We start from the raw sequence: 19,167 nt of genomic DNA, 5'->3' as shown, positions 1-19,167 counted from the left end.
TTACATAATGTAGATTATCGGCGTTCTATCGACAGTCGTTTGGAAGTGCCGAACACCGCATGTCACCGCGGCATCGAGAACGCTTTCAACGCGTTGATCCACTGTTCAAACTGGTCCAGGTGGGCGTCATGGCTTGCCTGCTTCAAATCCACGCGCAGGGTTCCGGCGGGTGGCTAACGAACGCATTTTCCTGTTCATCAGCGAACGTCCCTTTGTCTGCGTACATCACCAACGACTCCCCCGCAGTATCGGGGCGTCACTCGAATTAATGTTCGATCGTTTCGTCATGCCCCAACGTAGGCCGCAAGATGTTGGCCTGTCAAGGTTGATTTGTCGGCCACGATTTCTGCAGGCGTGCCCTCGAAAACGATCGCGCCTCCGTCGTGCCCGGCACCGGGGCCAAGGTCGATAATCCAGTCTGCGTGGGCCATGACGGCCTGGTGGTGTTCGATCACGATGACCGACTTCCCTGAATCCACCAGTCTGTCCATCAGCGCCAGAAGTTTTTCGACGTCAGCCAGGTGCAGCCCGCTGGTCGGCTCGTCCAGCACATAAACCCCACCCTTCTCCCCCAGGTGTGTGGCCAGTTTGATGCGCTGGCGCTCACCGCCGGAGAGCGTTGTCAGCGGCTGGCCCAGCGTCAGGTAGCCAAGTCCGACGTCGGCCATTCGCCGCAGGATGGTGTGTGCAGCAGGCAGCTTGGCATCCCCGTCGGCAAAGAATGCCTCTGCTTGGTCGACAGACATGGCCAGGACTTCGCTGATGTTGCGTCCGCCCAAGTGGTATTCGAGCACTGTGGCCTGGAATCGCCGGCCTTCGCATTCCTCGCACACCGTGGACACACTGGCCATGATGCCCAGGTCCGTGTAGATCACGCCGGCGCCATTGCAGGACGGGCAGGCGCCTTCTGAATTCGAGCTGAACAGTGCGGGCTTGACGCCGTTAGCCTTGGCGAAGGCCTTGCGGATGGGTTCCAGCAGGCCCGTGTACGTTGCCGGGTTGCTGCGCCGCGAACCACGGATGGCGCCTTGGTCTACCGTGACCACGCCGTCGCGCCCGGAAACAGATTCACGGATGAGCGAGCTCTTTCCCGAGCCTGCAACTCCAGTGACCACTGTGAGCACACCGAGCGGGATGTCGACGTCCACGTCCTTGAGGTTGTTCGTGTTGGCGCCGCGTACGTCCATGGAGCCTGCCGCAGGGCGTAGCGTGGCTTTGAGGCAGACCCGGTCATCAAGGTGCCTGCCCGTCACGGTGCTGCTCTTCCGCAGCCCGCCAACGGTGCCCTCGAACACCACTTCCCCGCCGGCAGAGCCGGCATGCGGCCCTAGATCAATGACGTGGTCCGCAATTTCGATGGTCTCCGGTTTGTGTTCGACCACCAAGACGGTGTTGCCTTTGTCGCGCAATTGGAGCAGCAGCGTGTTCATGCGTGCAATGTCATGAGGGTGGAGTCCAATGGTCGGTTCGTCAAAGACATAGGTGACATCCGTCAGGGAGGAGCCTAGGTGGCGGATCATCTTCGTCCGTTGCGCTTCACCTCCTGAGAGCGTTCCGGAGGGGCGCTCCAGGGAAAGGTAGCCCAGTCCGATGTCCACGAAAGAGTCAAGGGTGTCCCCCAACGCCCCCAGCAGCGGTGCCACCGAAGTATCCGAAAGGCCGCGGACCCACACGGCAAGGTCGCTGATCTGCATGGCGCAGGCATCGGCGATGCTGATTCCTGCCACCTTGGACGAGCGAGCGCCCTCATTCAGCCGTGTCCCGCCACAGTCGGGGCAGGTGGCGAACACGACGGCGCGCTCCACAAACGCACGAATGTGCGGCTGTAGGGAGTCCACGTCCTTGGCCAACATGGACTTTTGCATCTTCACAATGACGCCCTCATACGTCAAGTTGATGCCGTCAACCTTGATCTTGACCGGCTCCTTGTGCAGCAGGTCAGCCAGTTCTTTCTTCGTGAACTTGCCCAGTTTCTTGTCCATGTCGAAGAAGCCGCTGCCGGCAAAGATGCGTCCATACCAGCCGTCCATGCTGTAGCCGGGGACGACCAAGGCGCCTTCGGCCAGTGACTTGCTGGCGTCGAAGATCGCATCAAGGTTGAAATCACTGACCTTGCCCATGCCTTCGCAGCGCGGGCACATGCCGCCGGTGATGGAAAAGCTGCGCCGTTCCTTGATCTTCTCTCCCCGGCGTTCCATGGTGACCGCCCCTGCACCGCTGATGGAGGCCACGTTGAAGGAGAACGCCTGCGGGGAACCGATATGCGGCATCCCCAGGCGGCTGAAAACGATGCGCAACATGGCGTTGGCGTCAGTGACGGTCCCCACCGTGGAGCGCGGGTTGGCGCCCAGCCGCTCCTGGTCCACCAGAATAGCCGTCGTCAGCCCCTCCAAAACGTCCACGTCGGGACGGGCCAGGGTGGGCATGAAGCCCTGCACGAATGCGCTGTAGGTTTCATTGATCATGCGTTGGGACTCTGCGGCGATAGTGCCGAACACCAGCGAGCTCTTACCCGAACCTGACACCCCCGTGAACACTGTCAGACGCCGCTTGGGAATCTCAACGCTGATGTCCTTGAGGTTGTTCACCCTGGCACCCTGGACTCGAATGAGGTCGTGGCCGTCGGCGGCATGCCCCCCGGCGCGTTCCGGTGCAGCCTTTCCAGCAGTGCTCATCAGTGTCCCTTGTCTTTAGGAAATTGCGGGCTTTGCCACCGTAAAGAATTCACAGGTGGCGTTGTAATAATCCTCTGTTTGTCCCTGATGTTCCATGCCTATGCGTCGGCACACACTTTGCGAGGCCTCGTTGGCGGGGTTCGTCACGGCCACCACCTGCTCCAGCCCTGCGGCAAAGGCATGCTCAAGCACGGCCGCAGCCGCCTCGGTGGCGTACCCGTTGCCCCAGTGGTCAGGGTGGAAGTGCCAGCCAATTTCGACGTCGGACGAGGCTTCCAGCGGTTCCTCACCCGAGGCGGGAATCGGTTTGAGCAGCAAAGTGCCCACGGGAGTGCTGTCTTCCTTGCGCGTCACTGCCCAGATCCCGTGAACCGGGTGGTCGATGCTTTGGAATCGTGCCACCTTGTCCAACGCTTCCCTGCGACTGTTCATGACGGCCGGTTCATTGCCAATGAAGCGCTGCACCACCCAGCGCGAATACAGGTCAAAGACAAAGTCAACGTCGGAGTCTTCCCACGGACGCAGGGCAAGTCGTTCAGTGTTAATGGCTTGAGTCATTCGTTCATTATGCATGGTTGGTGCGTTCTGAGCCCGGTGCAGCCCCACCAGGGCAGCTGCCAACGTAATATTTGCGCACGCCAACGGCCCTGGTTCCGCCCCGCAGGACGCCCCCAGGGCCGCAACCGTAATACCTAGGCGTCCAGCAGCTGGCGCAGCACGTACTGGAGGATGCCGCCGTGCACGTAGTAGGACTCCTCCGCCGGGGTGTCGATGCGAAGAGTGGTAAGAATCTCCCGCGTGTTCCCACCGTCTTCAACACGCACGGTGACTTCCCGAGGCAGCGGACTGACGCCGGCAATCCCCGTGATCGAATACGTCTCCATGCCCGTCAGGCCCAGGGATTCGGCAGTTTCGCCGTCCTTGAACTGCAGAGGCAGCACGCCCATGCCGATCAGGTTTGACCGGTGGATGCGCTCAAAGGACGTGGCGATTACGGCCTTCACGCCCAGCAGGACGGTGCCCTTGGCCGCCCAGTCGCGGGAGGATCCGGAACCGTAGTCGCTGCCGGCAATGACCACCAGCGGGGTACCCTCGGCCAGGTACGCAGTCGAGGCGTCGAAAATGGTTTCCACATCCTCGTCGGCAGAGCGCTTCGTGAAGCCACCCTCCACGCCGGGAACCAGCAGGTTGCGTAGGCGGATGTTGGCGAACGTGCCACGGATCATGACGTTGTGGTTGCCGCGGCGGGAACCGTAGGAGTTGAAGTTCGCCTGCTCCACGCCGTGCTCCAGCAGGTACTGCCCGGCCGGAGAGGACTTCTTAATGCTTCCTGCCGGGGAGATGTGGTCTGTGGTGACAGAGTCCCCCAGCAGGGCCAATACCCGCGCGCCCACAATGTCTTCCACAGGAGCCGGCTCACGCTGCATCCCGTCAAAGTATGGTGGCTTGCGCACGTACGTGGAATCGTCGGACCAGGCGAACATGTCCCCCTCGGGGACGCTCATGCCGCGCCAGTTCTCATCTCCGTGGTAGACATCCGCGTAGCCGTCCTTGAACATTTGTGCCTCGAGGCTGGCGTCAACCACTTCCTTGATTTCCGCCGTCGTGGGCCAGATGTCCTTCAGGTAGACGGGCTTGCCGCCGGCGCCCTCCCCGAGGGGCTCCTTCAGCAGGTCCACATGCATGCTCCCTGCCAGGGCGTAGGCAATGACGAGCGGCGGGGAGGCGAGGAAGTTCATCTTCACCTCGGGGTGGATGCGCCCTTCAAAGTTGCGGTTGCCGGAAAGGACAGCCGCAACTGACAGGTCGTTGGCGTTCACTGCCTGGCTGACTTCCGGGATGAGCGGGCCGGAGTTGCCAATGCAGGTGGTGCAGCCGTAGCCCACCAGTGCGAAGCCGAGCTTCTCCAGATAGGGGGTCAGCCCTGCCCTGTCGAAGTAGTCGGTCACCACGCGGGAGCCCGGCGCCAAGGTGGTCTTCACCCACGGTTTGCTGGAGAGCCCGAGCTCCACAGCCTTCTTAGCCAGCAGCCCGGCGCCGATCATGACGGACGGATTGGAGGTGTTGGTGCAGGAGGTGATGGCCGCGATGACCACATCACCGTGGTCAAGGGTCAGTTTCTGCCCATCAATGACCATGTCCGTCGGGTCGCTGGGCCAATCGAGGTCTACGCCGTCGTCCTCGAAAACACGCGGCGGGTCGTCCCGCTCGATCCTGGAACTGATGGCGACGGGGTCGCTAGCGGGGAACGATTCGTCCCCTGCATCGTCCAGCCCCCCGGCACGCACGGCCATTTCCTGGGACTCCCCCGCCAACAGGCCGCGGATTGCACGCTTGGCGCTGCTCAGCGGGATCCTGTCCTGCGGGCGCTTGGGACCGGCAATGGAACTTTCCACCGTTGCCAAATCCAGTTCAACAACCTGGCTGAACTCCGGCGTATGGTCCGGGTCGTGCCACATGCCCTGTTCCTTGGCATAGGCTTCCACGAGGCTGATCTGGTGTTCGCTGCGTCCCGTGAGGCGCATGTAGCTGAGGGTTTCGTCGTCGATCGGGAAGATGGCACAAGTTGAGCCGTATTCCGGGCTCATGTTGCCCAAAGTTGCCCGGTTGGCCAGCGGTACATTCGCCACGCCGGGACCGAAGAACTCAACAAACTTCCCCACCACGCGCTTCTTGCGCAACAGCTCGGCAACCGTCAGCACCAGGTCGGTGGCCGTGGTGCCTTCGGGCAGTTCACCAATGAGCTTGAAGCCCACCACTTGCGGAACCAGCATGCTCATGGGTTGGCCCAGCATGGCGGCCTCTGCCTCGATGCCTCCCACTCCCCAGCCCAGCACACCAAGGCCGTTGACCATGGGGGTGTGCGAGTCAGTGCCGACGAGAGTGTCCGGGTAGGCCTGCTTCACGCCGTCGAGTTCGCGGGTGAACACCACCCGGGACAGGTATTCCAAGTTGACCTGGTGGCAGATCCCTGTATCCGGCGGGACCACCAGGAAGTCGTCGAAGGACTGCTGCGCCCAGCGCAGCAGTTGGTAGCGTTCCTGGTTGCGCTTGAACTCAAATTCGGAGTTGATGGAGAACGCGCTGGGAACGTTGAAGACGTCGGCAATGACGGAGTGGTCAATGACCAGCTCGCCGGGAATCAGCGGGTTGATTTTGGTGGGGTCACCGCCAAGGTCGGCCATGGCGTCGCGCATGGCCACCAAGTCCACAACGCAGGGAACACCGGTGAAGTCCTGCATCAGCACGCGGGCCGGGGTGTATTGGATCTCGCGACTGGCTTCCGCCGCAGATTCCCACTCCGCCACTGCACTGACCTGTTCAGCCGTGACAAGGTGCCCGTCCTCATTGCGGAGCAAGTTTTCCAGCAGTACCTTCAAGCTGTAGGGCAGCCGCGCCGACCCGGCAATCTTGTCCAATCGGTAGATTTCATAGTCTTGGCCATCAACGGTCAGTGAACTGCGTGCGTCGAAACTATTTGTTGCCATGATCATCCCTTTTCTCGGCGTGCCCCTTCTAGCCCACCATAGCCCGCAGGGCAGGGAAGGCAACAGAGGTGAGGAAAGGATTGGCACAATGGAAGCGAACCAAATCCCCAGGAGGGCCCCGCATGACGAACGTCCACGGCATGAAACCCGACGCCGGCTATCTCGAGCAGGCGCTTACCGCAGTCCTTGCCTCGGAGCAATTACCTCCGATAGTCCAAGCCGGGCACCCCGTGCTGCGCGCCCAGGCACTGCCCTATACGGGCCAGCTCAGTGCTGCCGAGCTGGTCCGGCTGATCGAGATCATGACTGAAACCATGCGGGCAGCCCCCGGCGTCGGCCTGGCAGCGCCACAAATCGGCATTCCCCTGCAACTGGCCGTGTTGGAGGACCAATATGAGGTTGACGCCGAGAATGCCGCCGCCCGCGACCGCGTGCCGTTGGAACTGTTCACCATCTTGAACCCGCGTTACACACCCGTCGGCACCGATGTAGCCAGCCACTACGAAGGCTGCCTGTCGATGTCAGGCTGGCAGGGCGTGGTTGACCGTCCCACCACAGTGGATTTGGCGTACGACGACGAACTGGGCACCGCGCGCACCCGCCGGTTCACGGGGTGGCAGGCGCGCATTGTCCAACACGAGACCGACCATTTGGCAGGGACGCTGTACATCGACAAGGCGTACACGCGCTCGCTGGCAGCCACCGCCGAGTACAGCGCCCATTGGGCCTATCCCGATATCGCCGAGGCACGTGCTGCGTTGAAGTTCTAGCGCAGCACGCAGTTCCAGATCATCACGCAGTTCCAGGGAGCATAAGATCATGAGATGGAATTCTCTGCTGTCAAGGCCCTGCGTTGTCCTCATTGCGGACAACGCTTTTCCGCCCAGCAAGTCATGGACCAGTCACTGGCCTGCGCGGCAGGCCACAGCTTCGACATTGCCCGTCAAGGATATTTGAACCTGCTCACTGGCCCTGGCACCAAGTTCGTCCCCGACACGGCAGCCATGGTGGCCGCCCGTGATGCCTTTCTGGACGCCGGGCACTACCAGCTCCTGAGTGACGCGCTGGCCAAGCACGTCGGGCAACTGCTTACCGGGGCTGATTCGCAGCTCATCGTCGACGCCGGAACCGGCACCGGCCACTACCTGCACCAGGTACTCTCGGCGTTCTCCCCCAGCGCTCGCAGGCCGGCGGCCGTGGGCCTTGACATCTCAAAGTTTGCTTTGCGCAGGGCAGCGCGACGAAACCCTGAGGCCCTGAACATTGTGTGGGACCTGTGGCGCGAGCTGCCGTTGGGAACCGGCACTGCCGACGTCGTGCTTGTTATATTTGCCCCACGCAATGCCAGCGAATTTGCCCGCATACTGAAGCCCGGCGGCGCTTTGATTGTGGTGACCCCACTGCCAGAACACTTGGCGGAAATTGCCGCTGAGGTGGGCATGCTGGGTATTCAGGACGATAAGGAATCTGCGTTGGTGGCGGCGATGGAGGGCCACTTCTTGCCAGTGCAAACCCAGGAGATAGAGACCGAACTGCAGCTGAGCCCAGCCGACGTTGAAAACGTGGCGCTCATGGGTCCAGCCGGACACCACCTGGACCCCTTGGTGCTGCGAGAGCGCCTGGCCCGGCTGCCGGAGCGCACAGCTGCGACGGCAGCGTTTCGCGTTTCCGTCTTCCGTCCACTGCCGGTCGGCCAGATTGCTGATTGACCAACTTGCCGGCTAACCAGGTTTGCCCCTAACCAAGTTAGACGGCTACCTCAAGGGCGGCCTGAGGGATCAGGCTCAAGCGGCAACTCCACCATGGTTGCCCGTGGAGTCTTGGAGTACAGGTCAACATGCAGCCAGCGAAGCGTCACCTGCGTCAGCGGCCCCACCCCCAAGGCGAAGGCAGCCGTCCCCGCGCCAACCACACCGCCGAGAAAAAAGCCAGCCACCACGACGGAAAGCTCAATGCCGGTGCGGATGAGCCATACCGGCCAGCCGCTGACGCGAACCAAGCCCGTCATGAGCCCGTCGCGCGGGCCCGGACCCAGCCCGGCACCAATATAGAGGGCAGTGGCAAACGCGAGCAGGAATAATCCGCCCAAGAACAGCAGCACTTGCAAGACCAGCTGGCTGGCCTGCGGAATGAAAGCCAAGCCAAGGTCGGCAAAAATACCCACCAGCACTGCGTTGGCAATGGTACCAAAACCGGGCCACTGTTTCAGTGGTATCCACAGCAGTAGAACCGCGCCGCTGATGGCAATGGTGCACAACCCGAAGGAGAAGCCGGAGGTTCGAGACAGGCCCTGGGCAAAGACATCCCACGGCGACGCGCCAATATTGCCGCGGATCATCATGGAGATCGCCAAACCGTACATGGCCAGGCCCGCCATGAGCCGGACAACACGAATGCTGAGTCGGCTGGAGCCAAGGAACAAGAGCATGGACCCAGTTTAGTAGGGCCACGCCTGTGGTGATGGGCTATTGCAACCAAAGGGCTGGACTGCGCAATGACGCACGGGTGTATACCGGCTGGGAATCCTATGAGAGACCGCCTTCTATCCAGACTTTCCCAGCCCCGCGTAGTAGGCTCGTATATACGCCAAATAAGTCTCTAAGGGGGACTCAATGCTTGAATGGATTAACGACTTTGGCTGGATACTCTGGCTCACAGTGTTCCTGCTGTTGGCCGTTGCTGAAATGTTGACGTTGAATCTTTACTTCATTTTGATGTCCGTGGGAGCCTTGGCTGCCTTGGTGGCATTCTTGTTCCACGCGGATCTGTGGCTGCAGATTGTCATCTTCTGTGTTGTGGCCCTTGCCACCACGGTCTTGATCAGACCACTTGCGCTATCCCACCTGCACCGTGGACCAGCTGACCAACTCTCCAACGTGGACCGGCTGATTGGCCACAGGGCAGTTGTGCTGGAGACTGTCGGACTCGGCGGCGGATTGGTGAAGATTGGCGGGGATATTTGGACTGCACGGATCACCGGCGGAGCGGAGATTCCTGTCGGGGCAACTGTGGAAGTGGACGCCATCGACGGAGCCACCGCCATCATCAGCATGCCTTCAGCGCATAAGTCAGCCGGAACGGCAACAACAACAGCCTAGGCACCACGGCACGGCCGCTGCACGTTTATAGTGCGCCGTTGTGACTGTGCTGCATCAATTCTTGACATAGAAAAGAGGGGATTTCATGGGAGACGGAGCTGGCACACTTGTGTGGCTGTTTGTAGTTTTAGTCCTACTGATATTCGTAGTAATCGTTCTTGTACGTGCGGTTCGCATTATTCCGCAGGCCCGTGCCGGCGTCGTGGAGCGTTTGGGTAAATACCAGCGGACGCTCAACCCTGGCCTCACCGTCCTCATTCCTTTCGTGGACCGTCTGCTGCCGCTGCTTGACTTGCGCGAGCAGGTTGTATCGTTCCCACCCCAGCCTGTGATCACGGAAGACAACCTGGTGGTCTCCATCGACACCGTGGTCTACTTTCAAGTGACGGATCCGCGTGCGGCAACGTATGAGATCGCGAACTATATCCAAGCAGTTGAACAACTGACCACCACCACTCTTCGTAACGTGGTGGGCGGATTGAACCTTGAAGAGGCACTGACCTCACGTGATCAAATCAACGGCCAGCTGCGCGGCGTCCTGGATGAAGCCACGGGCCGCTGGGGCATTCGCGTCAGCCGTGTCGAGCTGAAGGCTATCGACCCGCCACTGTCAATCCAGGACTCCATGGAAAAGCAGATGCGTGCCGAGCGTGACCGTCGTGCTGCGATTCTGACCGCTGAAGGAACGAAGCAGTCGGCTATTTTGACTGCTGAAGGTGAGCGCCAGTCCTCCATCCTGAAGGCTGAAGGTGATGCCAAGGCCGCAATCCTGCGTGCAGACGGTGAATCCCAGGCCATTCAGAAGGTGTTCAGCGCCATCCACAAGGGAAACCCCACGCAGAAGCTGCTGGCCTACCAGTACCTTCAGACGCTACCCAAGATCGCCTCGGGAACCTCCAACAAGCTGTGGATCATCCCCAGCGAAGTCGGCGATGCCCTCAAGGGTATCGGCAACGTGCTGGGCAATACCTCCGCAGAAACGGACGACGCCGTCGACGCCGAACTGGACTCCGGCCTGTAAGCCACACCACAGCATCATGCACGCGGCCAAGCACGTATAATGGGTGCTTGGCCGCGCGGCGTTTTGCCCGGCCGCTTCAAGGCAGTCCAACGGTGCAGGAACAACTGCGCGTTGATATGCGTTGAATCCATAGACGTGAAAACCTTGGCTCACCGGCACTTGGCGCCGGCTGACGAGGAATCGAAATACTGTTCCATGATTGGCTTGGGGCAGGGAACAACTTGAGGGAGTAGTCATGAGCGATCGCAGCCTGCGTGGCATGCGCTTGGGCGCACAAAGCATGGAGACGGAATCAGGCGTGGAGCCGGCTCCCCGCCAGCGTGTGGAATACCGCTGCGCCGACGGTGAAGCGGTATTTGTCATGTTCTCCGCAGAGGCAGACGTCCCGGCAACGTGGATGTCCAAGACCGGCAAGGAAGCCTTGCTTGTCAACGGTGAGGCACCGGATACGTCCAATGACAAGCCCGTGCGCACCCACTGGGACATGCTGCTGGAACGCCGCAGCCTGCCGGAACTGGAAACCATTCTGGCAGACCGGCTGACCTTCCTGCGGCAAAAGCGCGGCGAAAAGGTCTAGAACAAAAAAGGTGGGCTGCCCGTTGAATCGGGCAGCCCACCTTTTTTGTGCAAAAAATCCTGCTACTTGGTGCGGCCTGTCAGTTTGTTCCATCGTGCGGACAAACCCCACTTGGTGACGTTCAGCATGGCTTCCTGAACAATGTTGCCGCTCATCTTGGACGCACCAAACTCGCGCTCTACAAAAGTGATGGGGACTTCCACCACCTTCAGGCCTTTCTGGCACACCCGCCAGAGCATGTCGACCTGGAATCCGTAACCCACCGATTCGACGGCGTCCAAGTCCAGCGCTTCCAGGGTGCTGCGGCGGAACGCCCTGTATCCGCCCGTGACGTCACGAATGGGGATGCCCAGCAATACACGTGAGTACAGGCTCCCACAGGTGGAAATCACTTTGCGGTGTAGCGGCCAGTTGACCACTTTTCCGCCAGGGACCCAGCGTGAACCCAGCACCAGGTCAGCACCCTGGTCGATGGCATCCAAAAGCAAAGGCAATTGCTCGGGCTGGTGGGAGCCGTCGGCATCCATCTCCACAATGACGTCATATCCAGCATCAAGTCCCCAAGCGAACCCCGCCAGATAGGCTGCACCAAGGCCTTCCTTGCCGGCACGGTGCAGAACGTGAACCTGGGTGTCGGTGGCCGCGAATTCATCCGCCCACACCCCGGTGCCGTCGGGGCTGTTGTCATCGGCAACAAGCACATCCGAGTGGGGCACTGCAGCCCGCAGGCGGGTGAGTGTTTTGGGAAGTGACTCAATTTCGTTGTATGTGGGAATAATCGTCAGGACACGCAGCAATTGGTGCCTTTCCGTGGTGAAGGTAAAAGTCAGTGGACCTGCGTTGCCTGGGCCGGATTGGGAAGCAATTTTCCACTCAAGGCAGCAGCGCAGCTAACGCCAAATCACCATTATAGGCGAAGAAGGCGCAGCAAAAGATGCGCCCACGCACCTTCGGACCAAATACGACTGTGCACAAAACACAGTACATGCCTGTTTTCTACTGGTGCGTGGGCTCATCCGCCAAGCGCCGACGGAACGGTAGTCCTAGCCGACCGGTAACCTCACATTGGAGGTTCACCGCTCCCCCAAAACTAATGGCCCCGGGCCCTGGCTGTCAACATGACTCTGACCTGCACTGATGGACATCATCGCAGGTCAGAGCCATATTGATCAGCCGTATGCGTTAGTAATTTGGGTGCCGGGCGGGCATTGAATTACGCTTGAGCCTCCACTTTGACAAAGTCCTCGCTGGTGTAGAGTACCCTGCCCTTATGCACGGTTTGCAGACAACGCGGATCGTTTTGCGTGTCAAGTGCAGGGAGCAGTGGTGTACGTGCCCGAGGGTCGGTTGACCATGACTGTACTCTTTCATCGGCAACCTGAACCATGAGCTCTTCAACCTCCCACACGGCGAAACTGGCCGGGGCGCCAGGCACCAGCTGACCGGCCAGGGGATTTTCAGACTTGGCTGCGCGCCACCCTGCCCTGGTATGGCCGATGAATGCAGCACGCGCGGAGATTCGTGCGCCCTGATTGTGGTGGTTTAGTGCCGCCCGCACGCCGGCCCACGGGTTCAACGGCGTGACGGGAGCATCAGAACCGAAACATACTGGCACGCCCGCAGTGAAAAAGCGCGCCAATGGGTTCAGCTCCATGGCACGTGTGGAACCAAGTCGCTGTGCATACATCCCGGTGGGGCCGCCCCACATCGCATCAAAGGCAGGTTGAACGGAGACCGTGACAGCGTGCTTGGCCAAAGCCGCCATGGCTGATTCGTCCACCATTTCTGCGTGCTCCAAGCGGTGTCCTGCAGCTCTTACGGCTTCGATGCCCACTTGCCGGGCTGCCTGTTCAAGCCCTGCCACAGCAATGTCCATGGCGCCATCACCAATAACGTGGAATCCCCCGCTTAGCCCCAGCTCCGAGGTGGCGGCAAAGTGCCGGGCCACTTGTTCGACGCTCAGCTGGGCCACTCCAAACTGTGGTGTTCCGCCGGAGGCTAAGGCGTCGGCATAGGGTTGGCGCAGCAGTGCCGAGCGGGATCCCAGAGACCCATCAATGTTGATGTCCCCTGCCAGCCCCAGCACCGGCACCCCCAGGCCGTTAAGCACCTCACGGGCCTCTTCAGCGCTGGCAACCAGCTGGCCCCAATACGGCAGAACTTCTGGCAGGGCTTCTAGCGTGCCACCGGCACCACCCGTTAGCGCACCGCCCGTTCCCGCGCCGCCCGTTAGCGCCATGAGTGCAGCCAAGTCTGTGGGGGATCCGACATGGGGTGCTCCCATTTCCGCAAGCGCCACATAGCCGTTGGCACCAGCGTGGCGCAGGGCCCGTTGCTGCACCACGATGAGCTGTTCGTGCGTCAGTTCTCGGGCTGCATCCCTGGCAGTTGCGTGCGCCAGGCCGCTGACAAGCCCGTCGCCATCCCATCCTGGAAGATCGGCAAGACCGCAGCGCCCGGCCAGCGACGCAGACACCAGCCCCGAGTGGACGTCGACCCGGGCCAAGTACACCTCCCGCCCACCGGATGCCCGCTCCAGCTCGGCGGCAGTCGGGAGCTGCGGATCAGCCCACTGCGAGTTGTCCCAGCCTTGCCCAAGCAGGACCCCGGCGCGGGCACCATTTCTGGCAGCTGCCGCCACGCTGTCCAACAACTCCTGTGCGCTATGCACCCCTGTCAGATCAAGCGAAGACAGCGCCAGGCCGGTTTCGGTCACGTGAACGTGGGAGTCGACAAAGCCCGGAGTCACCAGCGCCCCGCCCAGATCCACCACGCTCATGCGGGCATCCAAAAGCGAGCTGGCGGCGTGCTCGGAGCCCACCCAAGCCACCACATCCCCGTCCACCAGCATGGCCGTGGCAAACGGGTCGGCAGCGCTGTAGATGGAACCGTTGCGGTACAAAGTCAATGACATGGAAAAGCTGTCCTTTCAACAAAACTAAACACAAAGATGATAAAAACCCATGGCCACAGGGGCGAAGGGAAACTAGTTCACAATGGCCGAATAGGCCACCACGCCCCGGCGTACAAGGTCCATGGCGGAATGGCAGGTCTTGGCGAAGCCCGGTGGCAGTGACGGCACCTGGGCCAGCTGGCCCAGCAAGTCAATGACCTGTTTTGACCAGCGCACAAAGTCCCCCGCGGCAAGGTCCGTGCCGTGAAGCGCCTCTTGGAGGCTGCGCCCCTTCGCCCATTTGTACATGGGCCACATCAAGCCCAATTCTGGTTCACTGGTCAGCGGCAGCCTGTGCGACTCCTCGGCTTCCTGCAGTTTGGACCACAGCACCACTACGTCCTCCACGGCCTGTTCCAGCCCCACACTGGGCATCCGCGGGCGGGCCCCCTCGGCGTCGCGCTTGGACTGGTACACCAGGGCGGTGGTGAAGGAGGCCAGTTCTGCCGCGTTCAAGTCCGCGAAGGAGCCTTCGCGTAAGGCCAAAGCCACCAACAGGTCCTTTTCACCGTACACGCGGCGCAGGCGCTGTCCGTCGTCGCTGGGACGGAGTTCCCCGGCGTCGTCCGCCACCACGAATCCGTAGCTGGCCAGCAAATCGATGACTCGGTCAAAGGTGCGTGCGATCGTGTTGGTTCGGGCTTGAATGGCCCTGACTATGCCGTCGGTTTCACGGCGCAGCTTCCACCAGCGTTCCGACCAGCGGGCGTGGTCTTCCCGCTCGCTGCAGCCGTGGCACGGATGTGCCCGCAACTTCCTGCGCAGCGCGGCCAGGGCCTCATCCTCCACGGCGCCGTCTTGGTAGGTAAACGCGGACGAGCGGTGCGGACGCTGCTCAGCGGTGTTCTCGATCTTCTCCTGCACGGCTGCCAGCAGGTGCCGCTTGTCCTTGGGCACCTTTGCATTGAAGCCCTTCGGCACGCGCACCCGCGCCACGGCCGCAACGGGGCCGCTGAGCTCCTGCACGCCCAGCCGACGGTACACACGGTCCATGCCCACCACACCCGGGCGTGGCTGCCGCGTGCTGGGGTCTGCCTCAACCACGACGGCGTACCCCGGGTTTCGTCCGCCCGTCACCATGATCACGTCCCCGGACCGCAGGGCGGCCACGGATTCCAGCACGGCCTCGCGGCGCTGCTTCGCCTTGGTTTTGGAGGCACCTGATTCATGGTCGGAGAGTTCCCGGCGAAGCTTGGCGTACTCATTGAAGTCACCCAGGTGGCACGTCATGGACTTTTCATAGCCAGCCAGGGATTCTTCCCGTGACCGCACTTGGCGTGCCAGATCAACCACTGAACGGTCTGCCTGGAACTGGGCAAAGGACGACTCCAGGATTTCACGAGTGCGTCCTCGGCCGAACTGGGCGATGAGGTTGATGCTCATGTTGTAGGTGGGGCGGAAGCTGGAGTTCAGCGGGTAGGTGCGTTTGGAAGCGAGGCCGCCCACGGCAGCAGGGTCTGTGCCGGGCTGCCACAACACCACAGCATGACCCTCCACATCGATGCCTCGCCGGCCCGCACGGCCCGTCAACTGGGTGTACTCCCCCGCAGTAATGCCCACGACGGCTTCACCGTTGAATTTTTCCAGCTTTTCCAGTACTACGGTGCGGGCTGGCATATTGATACCCAGTGCGAGGGTTTCGGTGGCGAAGACGGCACGGACCAGGCCATTGACAAACAGGTCCTCCACTACTTCCTTGAAGCTGGGCAGCATGCCCGCATGGTGCGCTGCCAGTCCCCGAAGCAGCCCGTCCCGCCATCCCCAAAACCCTAAGACGTCCTTGTCAGAGTCCGGCAGTTCGGCGCAGGCATTATCCACGCGATGGGCGATCTCTTCACGTTCGGTCTCCGTGGTGAGCCACAACCCTGCCGCTGCGCACTGCTGCACTGCTGCGTCGCAGGCTGCGCGGGAAAAGATGAACGTGATGGCCGGAAGCAGATCTTGACTTTCCAGCGCGCGGATGACCTGCGGCCGAGAGGCCGCCCGGGCGGAGGACCGGAGCTCGTGTGTATGACCACCGTGTGACTGGTTGGTCCCTGCCTGGCCGCTGAAGTCTTGGTAACGCCGGCCGCGTGTGCCCCCGCCGCGGCGCCCATAGTTGGACCCGCGCCCCGTGGAGACGGTCTCCGTGCGTGCCAATTTCAACAGTTCCGGGTTGATCGCTGGCGTCTTGGCCGCGGCTCCACCGCTGGAACGGGCAACTTCATCAAAAGCCACCTCCTCGGCAAACAAATCGACGAGGTCCCTGCGGACCATGATGTGCTGCCACAGCGGAACGGGGCGGTGTTCTGAGACCACCACGGCCGTGTCACCGCGGACGGTGCCCAGCCAAGCACCAAACTCTTCGGCGTTGGAGACGGTGGCGCTCAGTGAAATGACGCTCACTTCGCTGGGCAGGTGGATGATGACTTCCTCCCATACGGCACCGCGGAACCGGTCTGCCAGGTAGTGCACTTCATCCATGACCACAAAGGCCAGTCCGGCAAGGGTGTTGGAGTCGGCATAGAGCATGTTCCGCAGCACTTCGGTGGTCATGACCACCACGGGGGCCTCGGAATTAATGCTGGTGTCCCCGGTCAACAGCCCGACGTTCTTGGCGCCGTATTTCGCTGCAAGGTCCTGGTATTTCTGGTTGCTCAGTGCCTTGATGGGCGTGGTGTAAAAAGCCTTGTACCCGCGTTGCAGGGCCAGGTGGACGGCAAATTCCCCCACAATGGTTTTACCAGCCCCTGTCGGAGCAGCAACCAAAACACCGCGGCCTGCCTGGACGGCACGGCACGCGGTGTTTTGAAAACCGTCTAATTCGAAACTCAGCCCGGCCGTGAACTCAGCCAGGTCGGTGCCCCTGTCCCGGGCCCGCTCCTTGGCTGCCAGGTAGCGTTCGGAAGGGCTGGGAATATCAGGGGTGGCCATGGAACAAGACTACGTCAGCTCACAGTATCTCGAGGTCCTTCGAGGGTGTCGCCACATCTGCATTGGCCTCGGACTCCTTGACCTTCTTCGCTGATCGGCGGTCCCTGCGCTTGTCGTTGATCATGCACAGCCCAATCGCGCCGAAGTACAGCACCAGCAGGGGTGCGGCGAGGAAGAACATGCTCATGACATCTGAGCCAGGCGCCGCCATCGCCGAGACGATCGTCACACCAAGGATGGTGAAACGCCAAGCCTTCAAATATGTTCGGCCGCGCACCAAACCAATGGCATTGAGCGCGAACAGAAGCACCGGCACCAGGAATGCAACGCCCATGAACAGCATCAGCTGCAGTGCAAATTGCAGGTAGTCGATGGCCTTCATGATGTTGCTGCCGCCAGTGGGCGTAAAGGACGTCAAAGCCCTGACGATGTTGGGCCAGATGATCCAGCCAACAAAGATGCCGGCGAGGAACAGCGGCACGGACGCGAACATGTAGGAAAGCGTGTAGCGGCGTTCCTTTTTGGTCAGCCCCGGGGTAATGAACGCCCACAGCTGGTAGATCCACACCGGCGAGGCAATAATCAGGCCGAGGATGAGTGAAATTTGGATCTTCAGGTCAAAGGACGTTGTCACGCCCTCAAAGTTCAAGGACGCATTGATGTGCCGGATCTCGCTAATTTCACGCAACGGTGCCGTGAGCGCGTACATGAGCGGGTCATAAAGGATCCAGCCGATGATAATGCCCGGGATCATGGCCAGGGCGCTCTTGAAGAGACGGTTCCGAGCCTCAATCAGGTGCGCTTTGAGCGGCATCCTGCCCTCAGGATTGGCTTTACGGCCCTTTGTGGCACCCACCGTTTCCGCTTCCGTTTCTATGACTGAGCGCCGGTACCGGTTCCGGTACCGTCGCCCTGCGTGTACCCCTGTGTCGGGTTGTTGACGATCTTGCCTTCAACGGGTGCTTCAGGGGCGGGAGAAGGGGCAGGTGCAGGTGACGGAGTCTCGCTCTTCGCCTCTTCCTTGCCGTCGTTCTTCATTTCCTTGACCTCGGACTTGATGATCCGCATGGACTGGCCCAGGCTGCGGGCCATGCCTGGCAGCTTCGGAGCTGCAAAGAGCAAGAGAACAACAATGATGATGATGGTGATAGCCCAGGGGCTCTCAAAAAGTCTTCCCACGGTAACGCCTTTCCTTTTGTTTCATCCTAAGTAGTGCAGTGCTTCGATGTCGCGCAAGGACTGGAGCTGTCCGCGTTCTTTCCTGCGGGCGACGCGCTTTTGAAGGCGGTCGAAACGCCGTTCTTCTTTTGCAGCTAGGTAATCATCCTTCATTTTTTCAGGGGTTGCAAAAACCGCACTCCCCGGCACCGTTGCACGTGGTTCTGGGACGTGCGCAACTGCGGCCCGTTCCAGGCTTTGATCCCAGTACGTCCCACGTTCCTCGGACACGTCGGCGAACGTACGTGCCGTGGCCGAAGCGTCACGCCAAACTTTAAACGCCAAAAAGGCGATGAACAGCAGGGACAGCGCAACGAGCGCCACCCAAATGAGAATCCAGGACCACCAAGGCATTTTTTGAGTCTAGCCGTCAACGCTGGGAACAGGCCGGACAGTTTCGCCCACAGCGTCATAGCTGCATGCCGCCTCCCACAGCCATGCGGCTGCAGCTTCCCGGGCGGAAGCAGGTGAAACCACCTGGGCGTACCCTCCGAGACGGGCCATGAGCGGGCCGAGCATGGCCGTGTCCCCGACAAGGAACGCCAGCCCTGCCGTTCCGTTTCCCAGCTCAAAGAGTTCAGCATTATAGGCGGGCCCCAACCTGCGGGCCGTGGCGGTGTCGGCACTGATGCGTACCTGCACATCTGCACTGCCGGGGTCATACATTCCGCCGCCCGGTTCCCACGACACTCGTCCTGAAGGTGCATGTACCTGCATGCCGGCGTCGGATAGGTCCTTGATGTTTTCGACTCGGAAGCTGCGCAACCCGTTGGCCCTGCGGCACCACGCCCGCACGTACCAGTCTGAATCGATGGAAAAGAGTCTGCGTGGTTCCACGGTGCGTTCGCTGAGTTCGTCTCGATTGCGCACCAGATACGTGATGGTGCACGCACGGGAGTTCACGATGGCTTGTTGGAGGGCCGCGATGGTGTCCATCTGCGCACCTGTGACCAATTCAAGGACGACGGCGTCGGCAAGCCACGCGTCGTCCCCGGCCACTGCGGCGACGGAGTCGATGGCGTGGTGGAGCGACTGGGCCTGTGGTGTTCCCGGAACGGCCGTGAGTGCCTTCAACCCCACCAGCACTGAACACGCTTCTTCCTGGGTCAGCCGCAACGGACTGGCCAGGGTCTCGGCATCCCTGATGAACACTCGTCCCGCTTCAGTGGTGACGTCCATCAGGTCCCCATGAAAGTAGCCAGGGAGCCCTGTGACGTTGAGGGT

General features: G+C 61.1%; 16 protein-coding genes. 5 read left to right on the top strand and 11 right to left on the bottom strand.

The annotated features are described in order from the left end of the window. Nucleotides 1-284 precede the first annotated feature (284 nt). The 3 genes from Q4P21_RS12560 to Q4P21_RS12550 all read right to left on the bottom strand — a co-directional run bounded on the left by Q4P21_RS12560 (nucleotide 285) and on the right by Q4P21_RS12550 (nucleotide 6,166). Nucleotides 285-2,675, bottom strand: a complete 2,391-nt coding sequence (locus tag Q4P21_RS12560) for an excinuclease ABC subunit UvrA (protein WP_303389098.1) — start codon at nucleotides 2,673-2,675, stop codon at nucleotides 285-287. Nucleotides 2,676-2,690: 15 nt separating this feature from the next. Further along, nucleotides 2,691-3,233, bottom strand: a complete 543-nt coding sequence (locus Q4P21_RS12555; RefSeq protein WP_303389097.1) for a GNAT family N-acetyltransferase — start codon at nucleotides 3,231-3,233, stop codon at nucleotides 2,691-2,693. A 134-nt stretch (nucleotides 3,234-3,367) separates the two neighbouring features. Continuing rightward, complete coding sequence (locus Q4P21_RS12550) at nucleotides 3,368-6,166, bottom strand: aconitate hydratase (protein ID WP_303389101.1); 2,799 nt, start codon at nucleotides 6,164-6,166, stop codon at nucleotides 3,368-3,370. Nucleotides 6,167-6,285: 119 nt separating this feature from the next. On the opposite strand from Q4P21_RS12550, the gene Q4P21_RS12545 reads away from it, so the two are divergent. Both Q4P21_RS12545 and Q4P21_RS12540 read left to right on the top strand, forming a co-directional pair. Further along, nucleotides 6,286-6,933, top strand: coding sequence for a peptide deformylase (locus Q4P21_RS12545; protein WP_303389096.1), 648 nt, complete (start codon nucleotides 6,286-6,288; stop codon nucleotides 6,931-6,933). Between the two features lie 54 nt (nucleotides 6,934-6,987). Next, nucleotides 6,988-7,872, top strand: a complete 885-nt coding sequence (locus Q4P21_RS12540) for a putative RNA methyltransferase (protein WP_303389095.1) — start codon at nucleotides 6,988-6,990, stop codon at nucleotides 7,870-7,872. A gap of 50 nt (nucleotides 7,873-7,922) precedes the next feature. On the opposite strand, the gene Q4P21_RS12535 is transcribed toward Q4P21_RS12540, so the two are convergent. Beyond that, a complete protein-coding gene (locus Q4P21_RS12535) occupies nucleotides 7,923-8,591 on the bottom strand; it encodes a YitT family protein (RefSeq protein WP_303389094.1) in 669 nt (222 codons plus the stop codon). Nucleotides 8,592-8,775: 184 nt separating this feature from the next. Here Q4P21_RS12535 and Q4P21_RS12530 point away from each other — a divergent pair, with 184 nt between their 5' ends. The 3 genes from Q4P21_RS12530 (at nucleotide 8,776) to Q4P21_RS12520 (ending at nucleotide 10,859) form a co-directional block, all read left to right on the top strand. Further along, entirely contained in the window at nucleotides 8,776-9,261 is a 486-nt protein-coding gene (locus Q4P21_RS12530) for an NfeD family protein (protein WP_303389093.1), read from the top strand. An 85-nt stretch (nucleotides 9,262-9,346) separates the two neighbouring features. Beyond that, complete coding sequence (locus tag Q4P21_RS12525) at nucleotides 9,347-10,282, top strand: SPFH domain-containing protein (RefSeq protein WP_207345379.1); 936 nt, start codon at nucleotides 9,347-9,349, stop codon at nucleotides 10,280-10,282. Nucleotides 10,283-10,517: 235 nt separating this feature from the next. Further along, the gene (locus tag Q4P21_RS12520) at nucleotides 10,518-10,859 is read left to right on the top strand and encodes an RNA polymerase-binding protein RbpA (RefSeq protein WP_207345380.1); all 342 of its coding nucleotides are present in this window, start codon (nucleotides 10,518-10,520) and stop codon (nucleotides 10,857-10,859) included. Between the two features lie 62 nt (nucleotides 10,860-10,921). Here the strand turns inward: Q4P21_RS12520 and Q4P21_RS12515 are convergent, their stop codons facing one another. From Q4P21_RS12515 to Q4P21_RS12485, 7 genes are all read right to left on the bottom strand, one after another. Further along, entirely contained in the window at nucleotides 10,922-11,653 is a 732-nt protein-coding gene (locus tag Q4P21_RS12515; protein WP_303389100.1) for a polyprenol monophosphomannose synthase, read from the bottom strand. Between the two features lie 419 nt (nucleotides 11,654-12,072). Beyond that, nucleotides 12,073-13,773, bottom strand: a complete 1,701-nt coding sequence (locus tag Q4P21_RS12510; RefSeq protein WP_303389092.1) for an amidohydrolase — start codon at nucleotides 13,771-13,773, stop codon at nucleotides 12,073-12,075. A gap of 72 nt (nucleotides 13,774-13,845) precedes the next feature. Beyond that, entirely contained in the window at nucleotides 13,846-16,725 is a 2,880-nt protein-coding gene (locus Q4P21_RS12505) for an RNA helicase (RefSeq protein ID WP_303389091.1), read from the bottom strand. A gap of 19 nt (nucleotides 16,726-16,744) precedes the next feature. Continuing rightward, nucleotides 16,745-17,539 (bottom strand): twin-arginine translocase subunit TatC, encoded by a 795-nt coding sequence (tatC, locus tag Q4P21_RS12500; protein WP_303389099.1) that lies wholly within the window; start codon nucleotides 17,537-17,539, stop codon nucleotides 16,745-16,747. A gap of 59 nt (nucleotides 17,540-17,598) precedes the next feature. Further along, entirely contained in the window at nucleotides 17,599-17,904 is a 306-nt protein-coding gene (gene tatA, locus Q4P21_RS12495; protein WP_303389090.1) for a Sec-independent protein translocase subunit TatA, read from the bottom strand. Between the two features lie 21 nt (nucleotides 17,905-17,925). Beyond that, nucleotides 17,926-18,297, bottom strand: a complete 372-nt coding sequence (locus Q4P21_RS12490) for a hypothetical protein (protein ID WP_303389089.1) — start codon at nucleotides 18,295-18,297, stop codon at nucleotides 17,926-17,928. A gap of 9 nt (nucleotides 18,298-18,306) precedes the next feature. Beyond that, the coding region (locus tag Q4P21_RS12485) for a YafY family protein (protein WP_303389088.1) at nucleotides 18,307-19,167 on the bottom strand (861 nt) is incomplete at its 5' end.

The sequence above is a fragment of the Arthrobacter sp. genome (genome assembly GCF_030540645.1).
In the GTDB taxonomy this organism is placed as follows: domain Bacteria; phylum Actinomycetota; class Actinomycetes; order Actinomycetales; family Micrococcaceae; genus Specibacter.
Note: the sequence above shows the minus strand (reverse complement) of the source record. Positions and strands in the feature narration are given on the sequence as shown.